12 protein-coding genes are annotated in these 19,688 nt (G+C 40.8%); 9 read left to right on the top strand and 3 right to left on the bottom strand.

The window, feature by feature from the left end:
• Positions 1-16: 16 nt before the first annotated feature.
• Entirely contained in the window at positions 17-568 is a 552-nt protein-coding gene (locus G636_RS0106775; RefSeq protein WP_026507431.1) for a hypothetical protein, read from the bottom strand.
• Between the two features lie 311 nt (positions 569-879).
• Here G636_RS0106775 and G636_RS0106770 point away from each other — a divergent pair, with 311 nt between their 5' ends.
• From G636_RS0106770 to G636_RS19410, 9 genes are all read left to right on the top strand, one after another.
• Positions 880-2,046: a tyrosine-type recombinase/integrase gene (locus G636_RS0106770; RefSeq protein ID WP_026507430.1), complete on the top strand. Its 1,167-nt coding sequence runs from the start codon at positions 880-882 to the stop codon at positions 2,044-2,046.
• A 147-nt stretch (positions 2,047-2,193) separates the two neighbouring features.
• Entirely contained in the window at positions 2,194-2,745 is a 552-nt protein-coding gene (locus tag G636_RS0106765; RefSeq protein ID WP_026507429.1) for a hypothetical protein, read from the top strand.
• 62 nt (positions 2,746-2,807) lie between these two features.
• Positions 2,808-3,899 (top strand): hypothetical protein, encoded by a 1,092-nt coding sequence (locus tag G636_RS0106760; RefSeq protein ID WP_026507428.1) that lies wholly within the window; start codon positions 2,808-2,810, stop codon positions 3,897-3,899.
• Between the two features lie 62 nt (positions 3,900-3,961).
• Entirely contained in the window at positions 3,962-4,780 is an 819-nt protein-coding gene (locus tag G636_RS0106755) for a radical SAM/SPASM domain-containing protein (RefSeq protein ID WP_026507427.1), read from the top strand.
• 33 nt (positions 4,781-4,813) lie between these two features.
• On the top strand, positions 4,814-5,830 hold the full coding sequence (locus G636_RS19420; protein WP_051226642.1) for a glycosyltransferase domain-containing protein: 1,017 nt from the start codon (positions 4,814-4,816) through the stop codon (positions 5,828-5,830).
• Between the two features lie 192 nt (positions 5,831-6,022).
• A complete protein-coding gene (locus tag G636_RS0106745; RefSeq protein WP_026507426.1) occupies positions 6,023-7,249 on the top strand; it encodes a DUF5672 family protein in 1,227 nt (408 codons plus the stop codon).
• Positions 7,250-7,339: 90 nt separating this feature from the next.
• Positions 7,340-8,653 carry a glycosyltransferase family 2 protein gene (locus G636_RS19415; protein WP_026507425.1) on the top strand — a complete coding sequence of 438 codons (1,314 nt, stop codon included), beginning with the start codon at positions 7,340-7,342 and terminating at the stop codon, positions 8,651-8,653.
• Positions 8,654-8,703: 50 nt separating this feature from the next.
• Positions 8,704-9,723: a stealth family protein gene (locus G636_RS0106735; RefSeq protein ID WP_026507424.1), complete on the top strand. Its 1,020-nt coding sequence runs from the start codon at positions 8,704-8,706 to the stop codon at positions 9,721-9,723.
• A gap of 101 nt (positions 9,724-9,824) precedes the next feature.
• Positions 9,825-10,871, top strand: coding sequence for a glycosyltransferase family 32 protein (locus tag G636_RS19410; protein WP_051226641.1), 1,047 nt, complete (start codon positions 9,825-9,827; stop codon positions 10,869-10,871).
• Positions 10,872-10,986: 115 nt separating this feature from the next.
• On the opposite strand, the gene G636_RS0106725 is transcribed toward G636_RS19410, so the two are convergent.
• Both G636_RS0106725 and G636_RS17585 read right to left on the bottom strand, forming a co-directional pair.
• Complete coding sequence (locus tag G636_RS0106725) at positions 10,987-12,411, bottom strand: AAA family ATPase (RefSeq protein WP_026507423.1); 1,425 nt, start codon at positions 12,409-12,411, stop codon at positions 10,987-10,989.
• Positions 12,412-12,641: 230 nt separating this feature from the next.
• Positions 12,642-19,475 (bottom strand): family 43 glycosylhydrolase, encoded by a 6,834-nt coding sequence (locus tag G636_RS17585; protein WP_035779068.1) that lies wholly within the window; start codon positions 19,473-19,475, stop codon positions 12,642-12,644.
• Positions 19,476-19,688 lie beyond the last annotated feature (213 nt).

Raw genomic sequence — 19,688 nt, 5'->3', positions numbered from 1 at the left:
GCGGATGTTACCTTGATTAGTTTGCGATCTCTAAGGTGAGACCGACTCTTACGGTACTTAATGTGTTCTGTTCTTCATCTATCAGGTGATAGATCATGACGCAGTCATAAGTACCTGCCTCCAGTTCCGTATTTAGTTTGATGTTTTTTAATTCACCACCTAGCGGAATAACCGGCGATTGGTAAATCGGATTCTCTTCATCTTCCGATAGGAAGAGATCGAAGAATACATCGTTTGAGTTTGCCTTATCATTTGCCACGTAAGCGTCGTCCGATTCGGCATCCCCGGTCTTAAAGTGCCATACGTTATTCATAGTTGCACTAAAGTATCCCGGAGGAACATATTCCTGGCTAAAGAGATCTTCAGCGGCTTCCTCTGCGTTTTCTTCAGTTACAACTGTGTTTCGTTTGGCCTCTTCCTTTGTTTCCTCCTTTCCTTCCTTGCCTCCTCTAAGTAACAAGAAGACGATTACACCGATCAGGATGATGATAACAAACGCCAGTATTACAAAAATCAGCGCTTTGCCCTCATTAGAGGAGTCTTTACCTTGTCTTGAAGTTTTAGTCATCTTTGCCTAAACCTCCGACTGCTTTTTTGATATCTTTCGTAGATATCATTCATAAAAGATAAAAATATCTCTTATGTCTCCTTTAATTGTAACAGATTTCAGTAAAATTATCCATATTTTGATAAGTTTAGTTCGTAATACTGTTACATACGCGGATACGCATGCATCATTAACATATCCCACTAGCGTTTCATAATCTTTATCGTCTGTTTTTGTCATATAATTTATAGCTGAATTAAATTTTTTTTGAAATATGATTATCTTTACACTTTTTTAATTGGTCACAAAGATGGTCAGACTGGAGGAGTGTTATGTCAAGAATAGGAAGAAACATCTACAAAAGAAAAGACGGACGCTGGGAGGGGCGGATCAAAGTGGGCAGAATAAACGGGAGGACAATATATAAGTCTGTATATGGAAACAGCTACAGTGAAACCAGAGTCAAGTTAATGGAAAAGATCAAGATCTACAGACTGACCAATCCATCATATGAACGAGACAAGCAAAAGATCACCTTTAGGGCTATATCAGCTCTATGGTTGGCTTCCATCAAAGAGCAGAGAAAAGAGTCGTCAATCATAAAATACGAAGATCTGCTGCAAAGCTATCTGCTTCCGGCTATAGGCAATAAGGAGATGGCAAAGATTAGCAGCAAGGATCTGGAAAAGCTGTCGAGAGAGTTGATGCTAAAGGGTGGAAAGCGGAAACAGGGCTTATCCCCACAGACTATCAGGCAGATTCTCTCAATAGCCAGATCTATCAGGCGATATGCTATCCGTAATAACTATCCTGTGGGCTATACCACAGATGATATTAATATAAGGAAACAAAAACACAATATCAGAGTATTTACATCACATGAAGTACAGGAAATGCTCCGTGTACTAATGTCCGACATCAAGAATAGGCCGGAAACCTGTAGTAAGAAATGCCTGACCGCCATAGGCATCCTACTGTCTCTTTCTACAGGTATCAGAGAAGGAGAACTCTGTGCTCTTAAATGGGACGCCGTTAATCTGACAGAGAAGACACTAAAGGTTTACAGGACTATGAAGCGTCTTCGTTCCACAAGTCCTTTTTCAAAGAAAAGTAAGACCTCTATTCTCATTACTTCGCCGAAATCTGAAAGCTCTATAAGAGAAATTCCCCTTCCGGATGATCTCATAGAACTTATCAGGCCTTTTTATATCGAAGGAGCATATATTCTCACAGGAGAAGCTGATACTTTTGTGGAGCCCAGGACCTTGCAGTACAGGTTCAAGAGTATCCTAAAAAGATCAGGCATAGAAAGCGGCAATTATCACGCTCTTCGCCACACTTTTGCCACCAGATGCGTGGAAATTGGATTTGATATCAAATCTCTATCGGAAATCCTGGGTCATTCAAGCGTTGCCATCACCATGGACAGATATGTGCATCCGACCCTGGCCAGCAAAGCCTCAAATATGGATAAACTGATGCAGTCATTTAACATTTAGACATATTAATTCAATTATTTTAAGTAGTCTAAAGCATCGTCCCTAAACTTCAAAGTATTTATATTACTGACGTTTTAGCTCATCACCTTATATGAATGATATCTGCGAAAGAGATATCACAAAAAGCAGTCGGAGGTTTAGGCAAAGATGACTAAAACTTCAAGACAAGGTAAAGACTCCTCTAATGAGGGCAAAGCGCTGATTTTTGTAATACTGGCGTTTGTTATCATCATCCTGATCGGTGTAATTGTCTTCTTGTTACTTAGAGGAGGCAAGGAAGGAAAGGAGGAAACAAAGGAAGAGGCCAGACGTGACACTGTTGTAACTGAAGAAAACGTTGAGGAAGTCGCTGAAGATCTCTTTAGTCAGGAATATGTTCCTCCGGGATACTTTAGTGCAACTATGACTAACGTATGGCACTTTAAGACCGGGGATGCCGAATCGGATGACGCTTACGTGGCAAATGATAAGGCAAACTCAAACGATATATTCTTCGATCTCTTCCTATCGGAAGATGAAGAGAATCCGATTTACCAATCGCCGGTTATTCCGCTAGGTGGTGAATTAAAAAACATCAAACTAAATACGGAACTGAAGGCAGGTACTTATGACTGCGTCATGATCTATCACCTGATAGATGAAGAACAGAATACATTAAGTACCGTAAGAGTCGGTCTCACTATAGAGATCGCAAATTAATCAAGGTAACATCCGCAACATGATGGAGCGGAAGTATTTTTTAAATCAAGGAGGATTTGATTATGTTTAACAAAAACTTAGTAGCAGTAGTACTTTCAGTAACAATGCTCTTTGGCGGAGCAATGACAGTGCTTGCAGCCGATACTGATATTTCAGGTTCAGGTTCAGGCTCAGGTTCAGGTGCTAAGGAAGGATATGTTTCTACTGTCATCACCAAGGTCTTGGTTCCTACAAGTGAATCTATCGCATCTAGTCTCGCATACAATATTGACCCTCAGAGACTTATTCAGGAAACAGATCAAGCTGCTTATTCTGGGTATACCTTCCCTAACAAAGATGCGGATACTGGTGTATACTTTGCAACTGGTGAAAAGGAATTCTCTAACAAGAGTAATACTTTCATTATTGCCAACAAGGGATCAGGTGATGTTACATTCACTATCAAAGCAAAGCTTGAAGCAAGCGCCGGAGGCAAGGACATTACAGTAGGCTCAAAAGCTGATGCAACAGCATCGAGTCCTACAGCTGAGAAGCTTTACTTAGGGATGCTTCTTGGTAAGGCTGCAACCACAGGAATAGAGCTTAGTACTACTGAAGTATCCAAAACGGTAGTATTAGCAGCAGATGCTAACAACTTCAGTTTTGACTACGATGACAACGGCTATTCTTATAAAGCGTTGAGTTCTGCTAAGTGGAATGCGGTACCTGTACAGTTTGAAGGTGCTGTAGCTAATTTCGAGCCCACAAATGGTAGTGATACAACAGCTCCTAAATTAACATTTTCATATTCTTGGGCTGCTAAAGCGCAAGGTGATGCGACCGATTCTGGAATAACAATAGATACAAACTACTCAGAAGATGCAACACCGTCTATAGCCACAACAACTTATACACAGGTGGCAGGAAGTGATGTTGATGTAGTAGTTGATTTGGGTGCTGGTCCATCTGCTGCAACTAATATTTCATCAATCACCTATGTAAAGAGCGGAAAAACAATGACGCTCGAAACAACAAAATATTCTTTCAGCAATGGAACGTTAACATTTAATGAAGAATATGTAACTGCAATGCCTGGAGCGCGCGAACATACTATTACATTTAACAACACCGCTAAGACAACAGTGAAAGTCACAATTACACCTACAACAGAATAATAGTTTAGGGGATATAGGGAAATACCGTATATCCCCTTTTAAAGTTTTTAAGCAGGGGCAGTATGAAAAAACAGTCTATGGAAATAACAACTCGAATTGGATGCAAATTAAACTGCAAATATTGTCCACAGGATAAACTGGCAGATACTTATTTCAAACAACCTTGCAGAGCAAGAGAAATGTCGTTTGATGTTTTCAAAAGATGTGTTGACAAAATACCTGTTCAGACAAATATCCACTTTACCGGAATGTGTGAACCTTGGCTAAATAGCTCGTGCACACAAATGCTCAAATACGCGGTTAGAAAAGGGCATGGGATTGTTGTTTCAACTACCTTAGAGGGTATGGATGAGTCTGATTGGGAAGAGCTCAGAGATATCAAGTATGAATGGTTTTGTCTACACATTCCAGATGAACAAATGAATTGTCATTTTTCATTAAATAAAGAATGGATAAAAATATTTGACCTTGTCATGAAGGATTATGAAAATGAAAAAATCAAGATTGATGTTTTCTCATGCCATGGAAATGTCCATCCAGATATAAAAAACAGAGTAATAGAGACATCTATACCAATAGACAGCAATCTTATTGATAGAGCCGGGAACATTGAGGATTGTGCTACACATAATTATTTAGGCGGGAAGATAAAGTGTAAAAGATGTGGATGTATGCTGAATAACAACGTACTTTTGCCTGATGGAACCGTGATACTTTGTTGTATGGATTATGGACTGACAGCTGTATTAGGCAATTTACTTGAGCAAACGTACGAGGAAATATTGAACGGAGAAAGTATCAAAGAGCTTCGCTATAAATTAAACCAAGATGAAAGTGACATAATATGTAGAAAATGTAATCAAGCAATCTCAAACGTATGACTAACAAAAGCTTAATAAAGGAGTTGTTGAACAGTGAAAGTCATTGTGTGGGGGACGGGCAAAACAGCAGAAGAATTCATACGACTAAATAAGGATTATCTTCTTCAAAACGAGGTTGAGATTCTATTTTTTTGCGATAATGACATATCTAGACAAGGTAAAATCTTTGGAACTAAAAAATGTTTGAACCCTAACGCTATAATAGACTGCCAATACGATTATATCGTAATTGCGAGCATATATTACGAAGAGATAATCAGCCAGATTACTAAATTAGGTCATTACAGACCTGATACTATCCATACATGGAGATCATTTATTTATTTTTTGAACTGCAGAAACAAGTATTTTAAAAGATATGGAAAATATATAAAGAAGGACAGATATGAGGATAAAGAAAAGCATATTACTGTTTATACGGCAATAACTGGAAACTACGACAATTTAAATGAGCCGCTAACAAAAGATGAAAATACAGATTATATCTGTTTTACGAACTCTAAAAATATCACTTCTAAAACATGGGAAATAATTTATATAAACGATGATAGTTTATCTGATGTAAAACTTTCCAAAAGGATTAAAATATTGCCCCATGAATACTTTAAATGTGATGGAGTATGTATTTGGGTAGATGCAAGGATAAAGATTGTCGGAAGTGTGAGAGAGTATGTGAATATATATTTCAACGGAAAGCTATTATGTTTTCCCCATCGCGAAAGGAGCTGTATTGCAGATGAGACGGCTGCATTGATAGAACGTTTTCCAGAGTTTAAGGCAGACTTTATCAAACAGGCTGCATTCTATTTTAATGATGGATATCCAATTAATAACGGACTTTTTGAGAACGGATGTCTAGTTAGAAATATGAATGATGTACAAACAAAAGAAATAATGTATCACTGGTGGAGTGAATTGGAACGTTTTACTTTCAGAGATCAACTTAGTCTCCCTTATATATGCTGGAAATATCAATATTCTCCGGATATTTGTGACCAATTTGTATTGAGAAACAGGTGGTTTCAAGGAATGAATCACAAACAAAGATAGAAAATAAAAACAAGTTTTTGATAGTGTATAAAGATGAATTGTTACGCGAAGGTGTATCAGCAAAAATATGCATACTTAACTTTGCTCCATATTATAATCCAAAATCCCCAAAACAAAAATATAATATGTAAACAATTGATGTACTATGCAACGATACCACTACCTAATTCTTGATAATATGAGGCGTACATTATGCATAAATGTTGCGTAATAATTCCAATTTACAAAGAAAAGCTAAACCTTTTTGAGAAAATATCTTTAGAACAGGTACATAGAGTTTTATGTAGCTATCATATTTTCTACGTTGCACCATTAACGCTTCATATATCAGAAGAGGAGTATAAAGAGAAAGCTATAGTTGAACGATTCGATAATCATTATTTTAATAGTACGGCATCATACAGTGAATTACTTCTTTCTGAAGATTTTTATATTCGTTTTGAAAAATATCATTATACATTGATTTACCAGCTTGATGCTTTTGTTTTTTCTAACAGGCTTATGGAATTTGTTGATATGGGATATGACTACATTGGAGCACCTATTGCCAAAGGTCGCTGGAAAGAATACCACGTTGGAAACGGCGGATTTTCATTAAGAAAAGTAAATACAACTCTTGAGCTTGTTAGAAACAAGGAATATGTTCCTGAATGGGAGATTCGTAAGGAAATTTTTTTACAACACGAAGATGATTTTTTTGCTTACTGTGGACATCTACATTATCTAGGTTATAGGGTTCCAGATCCTATGATTGCTTCAACATTTTCTGCTCAGGATGATTGTTTTCATGGTCTTAGAGATATTGCTAAAAGAGGTTTACCATTTGGTACTCACCATTTTCCCGATTGGAACTATTCATTTTGGAAACCCGTAATTGAGTCATTGGGCTACAAACTTCCAGATGTCAGTGATGTCATTTCAAGGGATATTCTTAAAGAAGAACAGCTTGATCGTTATGAATCATATTTCATTCATTATCTTTATAATGTCAATGATGAGTATAAAGAAAACATCAGGTGTGATCTACATCTTGATCGTAGCATCTCATATGTCATTTGGGGATATGGAAATTACGGCAAGAAACTTTTACGTCTATTCATAAATCTAGGCATTAGTGTCATAGGAATAATTGATAGAGAACAAAGACGATGTGATTATAATATTGATTTCTTCAATAACCTAAAAGAGTATTTAGAAACAAATCATTATTCTATGCAAAAGATAGTTATAGCTACGAGTTCTTTTGAAAAAGAAATAGTAGATCTTCTGCTTGAAGCGAATTTGGAAGAAGGAAAAGATTTTATCAGATATAGTTCTTTTGTCGAACTCTTGAGAATAACTTTATGCAATCAGATTCCACTTTTTCCGGAAATAACAGGGATTACCTCACCAATTACCGCGGGAGTTCATTATCGATAAATTTCAAAAGTATCCTGTACTAATGCATACTTTTTTCTGATCACATCTCTGCTGGCGTATAACCTGTACAGTTCATAGGGAGTCTGGGATATGATTTCAATAATAATGCCTGTATATAATACTGCAGACTATTTAAATAATTCTATAAAGAACGTAATTAACCAATCGCTTACAGATTGGGAATTGATATGCATAGATGATGGTTCCTGTGATAATTCCTTTCAAATTCTCAGTAAATATGCGGCCGACGACAAAAGAATACGGGTTATTCATCAAGAACATCTTGGAGCTGGTCCGGCTAGGAATGCAGGAATAGACCTTGCATGCGGTGAATACATCATTTTTTTGGATTCAGACGATGAATATAAGACTGACTTTTTATCAAATTTATATAATGCTGCCACTTCTTTTGATGCTGATATTTGTATTTGCAATATAGCAAATGAAGCAGATGGTGTCATTTGCTATTTAGATAAATCTTCAAATATCCCAGAAGGGCCTTTTTCTTTCTCAGAGCTTGGTGATTCTGGCTTTTTTGACTGCAGGAACATGGTATGGAATAAGCTGATCAAAAGGAAGATAGTTACAGATAACAATATTCGTTTTCAAAATCTTACATCTTCCAATGATGTTTACTTCAGTTGTAAGGCGCTGTTGTCTTCAGAGAGAATCTATCACCTTCCCGGAAAATCTGATATGGTTCATAGGAATAACAGAGTTGGCCAAATTAGCGAAAACAGAAATCCAAATAACTTACTATCTTGTGCTAAACAACTTGTAGATGAACATTTCAATCAACAATTCGAAAAAGATAATAACAGTTCACTTCAAATACTTAAGCCTTGTGATATAATCCGTAAAATCATTGAACTTCTTCTTAGAGGGAGCCTTGAAGAGCTTAGAAGGGCATCTGACGACAAAGTAAGAGCTGCCTATTATGATAATCTCAGAGCATATATTCTTGAAAACGAGGAATTATTTGATAACTGCAGTTCTGTTCAAAGCATCATAAAACAACTATTTCTTACTAATACGTTGGAAGAAACATGGTGGAAAGAAGATAAGCTGTTAGCCGCCCAACTTGAATCTTCTGCAGACGAACTTAAATCACTCATTCACGGCGTTAAAAAGCCAGTAGTTTGGGGAATCGGTAAAAGAGGACTTGCTTTTTTGCATTTCTGTTTACGAAATAATATTTCCATTTATGCAGTTACAGATCGAAGTATTTCAAAAGCTATGGATTATCTTAACTCTTCAATCATATCTATCAAAACTATTGACAATAAATCCGCACTAAATGATTCGGAATTAATAATTGCTACAAATAGTATTATTTACAAATATCTTTCCGATAACGGGTTTACTAATGTAATAAATTTAGAACACTACTGTCCAATATTATAATTGCCTTCAAAAACAAGTTATTTTGAATAAATATGGAGTTGATATCATCCATGAATAAACCAATCGATATTGTCATTCCCTGGGTTGATGGAAATGATTCAAATTGGATAGAAGAAAAAAAGACATGGAGTTACAAATCCGCATTATCTATAAGCGATGATTGTAATTCTCAGATTCGTTATGCTGACTGGGATAATTTAAAAATCTGGTTCAGATCTATTGAAAAATGTTTGCCGTGGATTGATCATATATTTTTTATCACATGGGGACATATTCCCAAGTTCTTAAAGACTGACAATCCTAAGCTACGAATTATAAAGCATGATGATTATATCCCAGATGCATATCTTCCGACTTTTAATTCCAATACAATTGAAATGAATACCTGGAGGATAAAAGAACTATCAGATAGTTTTATTCTATTTAACGACGATTCTTTTGTTTTAGAGCCATTAGAAATAAATTATTATTTCAAAAACAATATGGTATGTGACGAATCAATAGAAACACCCATCATGCCAGTCGATGTGGGTAGTGTTTCAGAATATGCGTGTCATACCAAGGCTAACAATATTATCCTTTTGAATAAACACTTCAATAAGAGACAGGTTCAGCAGCGATATCATGATCTATGGTTTAGTCCAGTATATGGAGATTTGTTAGAAAGAAATGAACGCTTATCCTATTGGAATAATTTCTGCGGCTTTCATGATCCTCATTTGCCGAATGCGATTAAAAAAAGCACTATGAAAGCTGTATGGGAAGCTGAATATGAAGCTTTAGATGCTGCATCTAAAAATCGGTTTCGATCCCATAACGACATCTCTTGGTTCCTTGTCAGGTACTGGCAGTTCTGCACCGGAGATTTTGTACCAAGAAGAGCACTTGGTAAGAATCTTCTAATAACGGATGACAATTACAAAGAGATCGCAGATATCATCAGAAATCGACAATACCCGGTTATATGCTTAAGTGAAGCTTTTGACATGAATAGATTTGATGAGATCAAAGAGACTATCAATAGTGCTTTTGAAAGCATTTTTCCGGAAAAATCATCTTTTGAATTATAAAGCAACTGATTATTTCATCTATATTGCTACTTGCTTATCTGTTTACATACTTATTTAACAGAAGGTTATTAGGCAGCTATAATTTTGAGAGGCCAAGGCTAATGCTATTCCACACTGATTCATCCAAAGAGTCTTTTATAGAGGAACAGCTTCGATCAGGTCATAAGCTTATCGTATACGGCTATGGCGTCCTGGGTAAGACTGTTTTGCCCTTTTTTATTGAAGAATGTGGCCTGTCTGATAAAGTATTATTTATCGCAGATACTGACTCTCATAAGCAGGGAGATAGTATAAGGATAGGTGATAATACTGTAGTAGTATCGTCCCCTGATAAGATATCAGAAGTGTCATGCCCCTATTCCATCCTCATAACAGGCAGCAGATATGACAGGATACTGGAGTATCTAAATGCTCTGCCCTATCTTGATGATGTAGATGTATATCTCCTGCCCGGAATGCTGGCAAAGAAGGCCGAAGGACTAACCCAAGCAGAGAAGATCATATTTCCTGATAAGATGGAGAAGATCCCGAGGACAATACACTACTGCTGGTTTGGAGATAATGCTATACCTGACAAGCTTATGGAGTATATGGACAGCTGGAAGCGCTTTTGCCCAGGATACGAGATCATCAGATGGAGCGAAGACAACTATGATTTAAAAAAATGGCCTTATGTCAGAGAGGCCTACAACGCAGGGAAACTAGGCTATGTTCCTGATATGATCAGGCTTGATGTTCTCTATAACTATGGTGGGGTCTACTTTGATACAGACGTAGAACTCATAAAGCCCATAGATGAGCTCCTATGTCTGGATGGCTTTTGCAGTACCGAGAAATGGGGGATCGCCAATGTGGGAGGCGGCTGTGGAGCTATAAAGGGACATCCCATGATAGGCGAGATCCTGGGCTATCGAAGAGACCGGCATTTCCTGTGGCCTGATGGCAGTATAAATACCGAGTCCAGCGGTACCTACGAGACTCTGCCTCTGATCAGCAGGGGCTTTGTGCCTGACAATACTCTCCAGACTGTAAATGGCCTTACTATGCTTTCATCAGACTTCTTCCAGCCCTATGACTACATGACCAGGGAGACTCTGATCACAGCTAACACCTACGGCATCCATCACTTCTATGGGAGCTGGTTATAAATGTACGCCACATATCAAAAACGATCTGTATCACATTTTTTAGGGGATGTTTTCATCGTTACATTACATTTTTTAAGACCATATTTCGGCGCCGCGATACATTTTTTAAGGGATGCTAGTCAAACAAATCCTCCATGGTCACTTCTCTGCCAATATAATTGCTATATTTGTTCTTCTTCACGCCATAGCTTGTGATCATGGTCATTATGATAGTCATTTTGCATTTGCTATCTGTCCTGAATGCCTCCACCTTATTTTTCAGGGCCAGGTCATAGTCCTTATCTATCTCGTATTCTCCCGTTGAGAACTTGATCTCACACAGATTGATCACCCTGTCACGTCTTTCGATGATCAGGTCTATCTGTGCCCCTTTTTCATCATCATCTCCCCTTTTGCTCCAAGTGGACAGCTCTGTCAATACTCCTGATATGCCAAGCGCATGCTTTATCTGATCTATATGGTCCCTACATACCTGCTCAAATGTCAATCCTGCCCATGCACGCCTTGCAGGATTATCATTCATATTGGCCCAGAAATGGCTGTCTTTACCGTAATTATCTCTTATAAATCTGAAATAAAAGAGAGAATAATAATCCGATAGCTGATACCTTGCGCCGCGTTTCTTGTGACCATATTCATTGTTCACTCTGATAAAACCTGATTTTTCCAGGTCAGACAACATCTTTGTCAATACTCCGTTTGACTTTAGTCCAGTCTTTGCTACTATTTCTTCTCTGCTAAGACCGCTCTTTTTTTGACTCAGAGCCTCAGCAATCTTAATATACTGATCACTGTTACTAAAGAGAGTGTGATACAGATGTTCAAATTCATTCCACATCTCTGCTCTCTTCCCAAAGAAAAGCTTGTCTATATTATCGTTAAGAGTCAGACTGCTATCTAGTAGTCTCAAATAGAAGGGAATCCCGCCCATGATCATATAGGTCTGCACAATGTCGTATCTGGACCAATTGATCCCTCGGGACTGAAGGTACGCTTCTGTGTGTCCAAGATCAAAAGGTTCTATGAATAGTCTGCAGGTCTGTCTGTTAAAGAGCCCGCCCTTATTCTCATCAAGCTTGTCCACCATCCATGACGTAGCTGAACCACATACTATAAATACCAGGTTCTTTCTGGCTGCTCCCCATGAATTCCAAAACCACTCAAAGGCACTCAGAAAACCAGATCCCGGCTTATCCATCCAGGGAAGCTCATCAAAAAAGACGACCTGTTTTCCGCTATTATCTGCAGATTCAAGATAAGATCTGAGAGCAAAAAAGGCCTCAGTCCAATCTTTGGGCTGGTCATATTCCCGATGTGCTGCAGCAGTTAATTCCAGTATGAAATTCTTAAGCTGTTCTTTATTATTCTGATTCTCTGATCCTGTAAACTTAAATGTAAATCTATTGTCATAATATTCATTTATCAGATAGGTTTTGCCTACTCTCCGTCTTCCATATACTACGATCAGCTGCGCTTCATTTTCTTCCATTGCATGGTCTAAGCGTTTTATCTCATTTTCTCGTCCTATCAGATCCTTCATAAGCACCTCCTGATATGATTCTATCTTTATCTTATATTTTATAGTAGATAAAGATAAAATACAAACGACATTTTATCTTTATCTCATTATTTTTTCTAGATAAAGATAAAAATAAACTCCCGCTCCGCATCAAAGAAGTTCATGATACGGAGCGGGAGCTATGATTTTTTATTGCTTGTTATTTGCCAGGCTGCGCCATATCTTAGCAGCCTGGCAGTTATTAATTCCTATTACTTAAAGAGATCTACAATCCACTCTACAAGAGAGATGATTGACAGAGGTTTTGCAGATGCTACCTTTGACCATGCAGAATTACCTACCTTGCTGACTGCCCTTACTCTCATGTAATAGGTCTTCTTACTTGACAGACCCATTATCAGCTTGTGGCTGGTCTTAGGATTACTGATGGAGAAGCTTGTGGTATTCTTCTTAAAGTTCTTGTCTGTGGAGAGCTGAACTTCATAGCCAGCACCCATATCAGGAATAGCATCCCAGGTCACATCCAGCATGTAGAAGCCTCTTGCTACGCTCCTTAGGCTGACAGCCTTAGGAGTAATAGTGAACTGCTTTGTCACTGCTGCCTCGTAGAGACCCTTGAATGTAACTGTTACATTTGCTGTTCCTACCTTCTTGTTATCCTTTGCAGTTACATCGTAGTATTCTGCAGGGATCACAGCGCCTTCTGCGTCGATCACTGTTACTTCAGGTACTATAGCCTTGCCGGTGTATACTGCAGAGTCAAGTGAGAGCTTCACGTCTGCGATATGAGCTATTACAGTCTCAGATGCTACTTCTCCGCACAGTGAGCATACTTCCTTAACATATCCGTCTTCAGTAAGAGTTGCCTTAACTATCTCTGTAACATACTCATGCTCGCATACAGGCTCTTCAGGCTCTACTACAGGCTCAGGATTAGGTGATGTTGCCTCATCAAGGTCAGCATACTCAATATAGTCAAGAGCTGCTGTATTCTTGGAAGAATCACCGCTTACTACTACAGTGTTGCTGCCTTCTGCAAATGCAACTTCTATAGCATAACCAAACCAGTTGTCTACGCAGAGAGGTCCGCCTGAGTTTGCATTGAAGTTGTAGATATCCTTTGCATACTCTGTGCCGTTTACGTTTACCTTGAGTCCTGCGCCGTCCACATCTGCTGATGCACCAAGGTAGAGCATGTAGCTGCCAGCCTTATCTACATCAAAGGTAAATGTAGCCGTCTTTGTCTCATCTGTGAATCCATATACACATCCCTCGTTAGAGGAATTGTATGTTGTAGACTTTGAGAGTCCTGACAGCTCTGCATCTTCAGCTTCCATCCTCTTATAGTCTACCTTTACTGTACCTGAAGGGATCTTGACCTTGTCATTGTACTCTGCTGCTGTTCCCAGGAAAGGTGTGCCGTCTTCGTTCCAGTATACGCGCTGTACTCTGACGCCTCTTCCATTCCATCCGCCGCCTGCAAATCTTGTTGCATGATATACCAGGTAGTCTTCCTTGCCATCGGGTGAAGCTACAAAGCTTGCATGTCCTGTGGAGAAGGTGGTTGAATCATTCTTTTCAAATACAGGCTTTGTAGCCTTGATCCAGGAATCCTTGCTCATAGGATCTGCGCCCTTCTTCAGGGTCAGGCAACCCAGGCAATATGTATCGGACCAGGATCCGCTTGCTGAATATACGATGTTAACAGTGCCATCGGGAGCTATAGCTATCTCAGCACCTTCGTTGATAGTGGGATGCTCATTTACTTCCCATGCAAACTCAGGTTTTGAGAGCTCTACTCTATCCCCGCTTATGGTCCAGGGGTTCTCCATCTTCGCGATGTAGAGTCTCTGCTCTCCATCTACAAAGCCTTCCCAGCCTGACCATATAGCGTAGAGCTGGCCATCCAGTTCCAGAACAGTCTGATCGATTGCCCATCTGTCTGTCTCAGGACTCATCTTACCCTTAAATACATATTCGCCCTGAGCGTCATCTGTTACGCTCTCAAGCACCATCATCCTGTGCTGTGAACCTGCACCTGCGGTGTAGTAGATATACCACTTACCGTCTATAAAGTGGAGCTCAGGAGCCCAGAGTTCTCTATTTGGCTGATCTCCGGAAGGCCTATATACGCATACAGGCTCTACCTGACCTATCCTGGAGAGGTCTGCAGTCTTGGTGATCCAGATACCCTGATCGCTGCGGCCCATGCGGATGTAGTAATAATATCCGTCATGATAGGTTACAAAAGGATCTGCACCAAAGTTCACAACCATGCTCTGGAAGCTGTCCTTTGTGTTAAATCTTACTGTGTACTTCTTCATATAAGAAGGATCTTCGCTTGAATATATTGTCACATAGCTCTCAGGCCTGTCTGCAGTTGCCTGAGTTACTGTAGCCTTAAAGCTCTCAGCAGTGCCCTCACCAAATACTACCTTCACTTCAGGAAGGTTCTCAAGGTCTTCTGCATCAGCTGCAAATACCTTCTTTTCGGGATCGAAGCCTTCCAGCTTCTCATCGCCTACGTAGATATCATACTCGGGCTCTTCAAGTGCATGGAAGATGATGTAGTCAAGCTCTGCAAAAGAGCTGTCTCTGCCTGAGTGAGATACTGAGAAGGTGTTCTCACCCTTGTGAAGATCTACATATACGCTATAGAGTGACCATACATCCCAGTTTGTAGCCTTGGTATATTCTATAACCTTGGCACCGGCTTCATCGCCGTTTACCCAGTATCTGTGTGAGGTGTTGGGGAATGCGCCCTTATCACCATCAGCTGCGATATCTACTCTGTAAGTACCGTCATGAGGAGCATTGATCTTCATGGTCACTACAGAAGCTGTATCATCAATGTAGCCTACCTTGTAGCCTCCTGATGCATCCCCTCTTGCTACGGCCTTTGCCTTGCCTGTGATAGTACCGGTCTCAGCTTCGATCTTGACTGTGATCTCTACTGCATCCTCTGCACCCAGCTCTTCCTTGGTCAGAGCCTTGTTATATATCTTAAGATTATCAACACTTCCCCTGAAATTCCTGCCGCCGGTCAGGGACTTTCCTATGAACATATCAAGGTCTTTTCCCAGCTCGGAGATATTCCTGTTCTTAACAGATCCCACAAAGAGTCCATCTGTATAGAAGGAGATAGTATTATTCTCTACTACAAGATCCAGGTGCAGCCATCTGCCATAGGTGCCATAGTTGCCACATGCTACCTTCTTGATACCGTTATTGCCCCTTGCAGTATTGCCTGCAGATGTCTCATCATCCTGTACTCTGATATAGAGATAGCCCTTATCATCTGCGCCCAGAGCCATGAGCATGGAGGAGTCGTCTGCCCTTTCAGCCTTTACATCAAGGCTGAGGGTCAGCTCATCCATTCCGTCAAAGACGCCCCCTGTAAATGCTGCAAAGCTCTCGTCAGAACCGTCAAGATAGAGGACCTTAGTATCATTTCCTTCTGCATCCTTATCATCAACTACTGCAGCTGAGCCCTTAACTGTCAGTCCCAGGTCTTCGCCCCCTGCTACTACCTTATCGCCATCTACTCTTTCAAAATCATACTCTGCTACGGGAGTATCCTTCTTCTCAAGGCTAGCCAGGAGACCTGCTTCTACGCCATAAGCCTTAATAAGAGCTTCATATTCAGCTTCTGTCACAGGCAGGATCACGCCGTGCTTGCAACCTTCCTGAGGAGTATACTCACCTTCAGGCAGAGCTTTGATGCTATTGGGAGCATCCAGGTCTGTAGTTGTAAAAGGAATATATCCTCTTGCAGCTCCGCCGTACTCATCCAGCATCACGCACCACTCATCGCGGTCGTTAAACTTGAACATTGTGCCGCCTTCATAGCTGCCTTTGTAGGACTCAAGGCATCCGGCGTCTGTATTTCTGATATAGCTAAAGTTATTGCCTACTACATTGAAGGTCAGGTTGCCGATCTTCTTTTCACTGACCTGATCTCCATAGGAACGGATGTGGCCTGAAGCCTTGTCCAGTCTCACATACATGCCGTCCTCAATCTTGGTCAGACGATAATAGTCATCGCCCTCTTTCATAACAGAGGTATCGATATTGCTGCCAAAATCATTAAAGAGCTCAGGCTCTGTAAATGTATAGAAATCTCTGGTCCTGGATACAAAGGTATACTGCCTTGCATAGTTATCTGCAGCTATCTTGCTTGCCCAATATACCAGGTACTCACCTGTAGCATCATCATATATTGCTTCGGGAGCCCATGCGCATCCGCCGCCGATAGAGCCTGCTACGTCTACGTTTCTTTCCTTTTCCCAATGGATCAGGTCAGTGGATTCCCAGATTGTAAGTGCTGTACTTCCCTTACTGGAAAGTGTGTCCCAAGGAATATTGCTGCCGTATTTATAAATATCCTGGTCTGTTGCCAGAAGGAAGAATCTGTCTCCCTCTGCGCTCCTTATGATATAAGGATCTCTTGTTGCCTTGTCACTGACATCAGACTTTAATACTGCTTCGTTTCTGTTAAGAGCTGTCCAGTTAAGGCCGTCTGTACTGATACCATAGAAGATATCCTGCTCGCCCTTTTCACCGGGTATCTCCTTAAAGTGTGCATAGAGATAACCTGTATAATCTGTATCAGCCTCTGTAGCTGCAAGGACTGTTACCTCGATATCTCTGGAGAGTGTCACGCCATCTACGCTTCCTGTAACTGTAAGTGTGACCTTCTCGTCCTTATCTCCTCTCTTGACCACGCCTGCAGGAATATCATAATAACCTTCCTGAGCCTGATCCTTTGAGCTGATCACTTCCTCTTTGTCAGATTCCCAAGTAAGCTCTGCTCCGTCCTTCTCGGAAGGAAGAGTGATATTTCCTCTGATAGCATCTGCAGAAGGGATCTCAATTGAGTCCAGAGTCTTCTGAAGGTTTTCCTTTATCTTGGCTACGCCAAGTATCACATTTACAGATACTGACAGATCTGCATCTCCAAGATTCTCTACGCCCTCGGGAAGTACCACTGTTCCCTTTACAGTGATCTGGGCGCCCTCAAGGTCATCCTCTGTCACTTCATCCCAGTCTACCTCTGCTGTATAGTCACCCTTACTGGTGATCACAGTCACTTCATCATAGAGAGCTGCATTTACATCTTCCGCACTGGCACCATCTGCCACCTTGATATCTGCAGGAGCTATAGCTTCTATGAAGTTTGCCACATCTACTGCACCGGAAGGCAGGGCCTGGGGAGTAATGGTAGGTCCCTTTACTTCCAGGATAGTATTACCCTCTGCATCTGTGGTGAAATGGATCCTGTCTATGCACAGCTGCCTGGGCTCTGTGGAATTCAGGTCATGATGGCTGTGATATACAATGAACATCTCTGTGCCGTCAGGTGACTCTGTAATGCAATGGTGACCTGTGCCATGAACTGTGGCATTGGACTTCATCACCGGATTGTATTCATATTTCTTGAAATCACCAAGAGGTGAATCAGCTACTGCAAAAGCTGAGCCGTAGTTGATACTCTGGAAATGTGCTCCTGAATAGGTCATATAGTACTTGCCATCATGTACCAGCATGAAGGGGCCTTCATTGATATTGCCCATATCCTGGTCCCAGCCCTGGTTGGCATTTACTATCTGCTTTAATGTATCCTTCTTAATGCTCATCATGTCATCAGAGAGCTCAGCACCCCAGATCACATTGCCGCCTGTGAAGCGAACATAATAGATATAGTATTTATCTGATGCTTCATCATAGAAGATATGAGCATCGATATTCTTTTCGCTTCCGTCCATGGGCTCTATCACATCCTGCTTAAAGGGTCCCATGGGAGATGTGCTCTTAGCCACGCAGATCTGCTCATTGGCTACATAGTACATGTAGAATACGCCATCTCTCTCGATGATATCGGGAGCCCAGAAGCCGCTTGATCCCCAGCCATCACCCTTACTAAAGGCATAGCCCTGATCTGTCCAGTGCACCAGGTCTGTGGATGTATAGACCTTGATACCATGTGCATCATCACCGGCACTGGTGGGATAGAGGTAATAAGTGCCCTTGTAGTAGAGGATGTCAGGGTCTGCGCACTTATTCAAAAGGGGGTTGGTATAAGAAGAGTTTTCAGAAGGAAGCTCCTCTGTATACTCACTTACAGCCAGGTTCCTGAAGCTTGAGTGGGAGAGCCAGTTTCTCATACCGATTCCGCCGCTCTGATGAGTGGTGTCATTGATATAGAGCTTGGCATAATTCTCACCATTGTAATCTGCATAACAGGTAATGTGTGAGCCTGCTGCCGTTACAGTCAAATGATAGGTCTTGCCAAATTCCACCTTCATCTTCTTGGTAGCTATCTCAAACCAGTTATTGCCTGAGCAGCGTCCCAGGATCATCTCCTGACCCTTGGCATTAAGTCCCAGGTAATAGCCATAATATCCGTCGTTCTGGCGATCAGCTCCTCTGCTTGCCCTAAAAAGGATACCGCCCTGAGCTGAGGACTTGTCAGACAGATCTGCCTGCTTTTCTACTGTCACATCTGCTTCCAGTACAAAGTCGCTAAAGTCCTGTCTCTTGGAAATCGCCTTGTTACCGTTGCCACCATCGATCCTGACTACGCCGTCATTAGATGACCATACACCCTGATTAGGGCCTGTATAGAGATCAAAAGCGTCCAGATCATTCATGTCCACTGCCCACAGAAGATCGCCTCTTCCCTCTACGGCTACTCCTCTGGGATCTGATGCTTCGCCCTCATCTGCATCATAGACTTCAAAGGCCATGTCATTGGCTTCTTCCGCCTCATCAGCATCTTCAAGCTCTTCATCAATAAGCTCATCTTTCTCATCAGCTTCTAATTTTGGAGCATCATCCTCATTAGGAGCTGCGGCATCATCTTTAGGAGCATCCACTCCCTTTGCCGTATCCTCTGCGTCTGGTGCCCCTTCTTCGGATACATCTTCCGCCAGAGGCTCTTCACCCTCTTGCAGATCCTGATCCGATCCATCTGCAGACGCAGCATAGAGATCTGCCTGTGCCGCATAGGAAACAGGTGCTCCGATTGTCTGCAGAGCCATGGCTGCTGTCAGAGCCAGCGCATGGAACCTACTGCTTTTTCTCATTGTGTATCCCCCTTTCATCTTATAAGAAAATAAGATTAGAACCTTCTGTCACCAATTACTGGAAAGTGACTGTAACCCTTAAAAATGGCAATATAAATACCCAAAATGAGCATCCATGAATAATTGTAACAGCGCTCAGTTTGGGTGTAATTATAATTTTCAATCCAGATTTTATGATTTTTTGTCTATATAAATAAAAAATATAAAAAACGC

The organism is Butyrivibrio sp. MC2013 (genome assembly GCF_000424585.1).
GTDB lineage: Bacteria > Bacillota > Clostridia > Lachnospirales > Lachnospiraceae > Butyrivibrio.
This window is presented reverse-complemented; position numbering and strand designations above follow the sequence as displayed.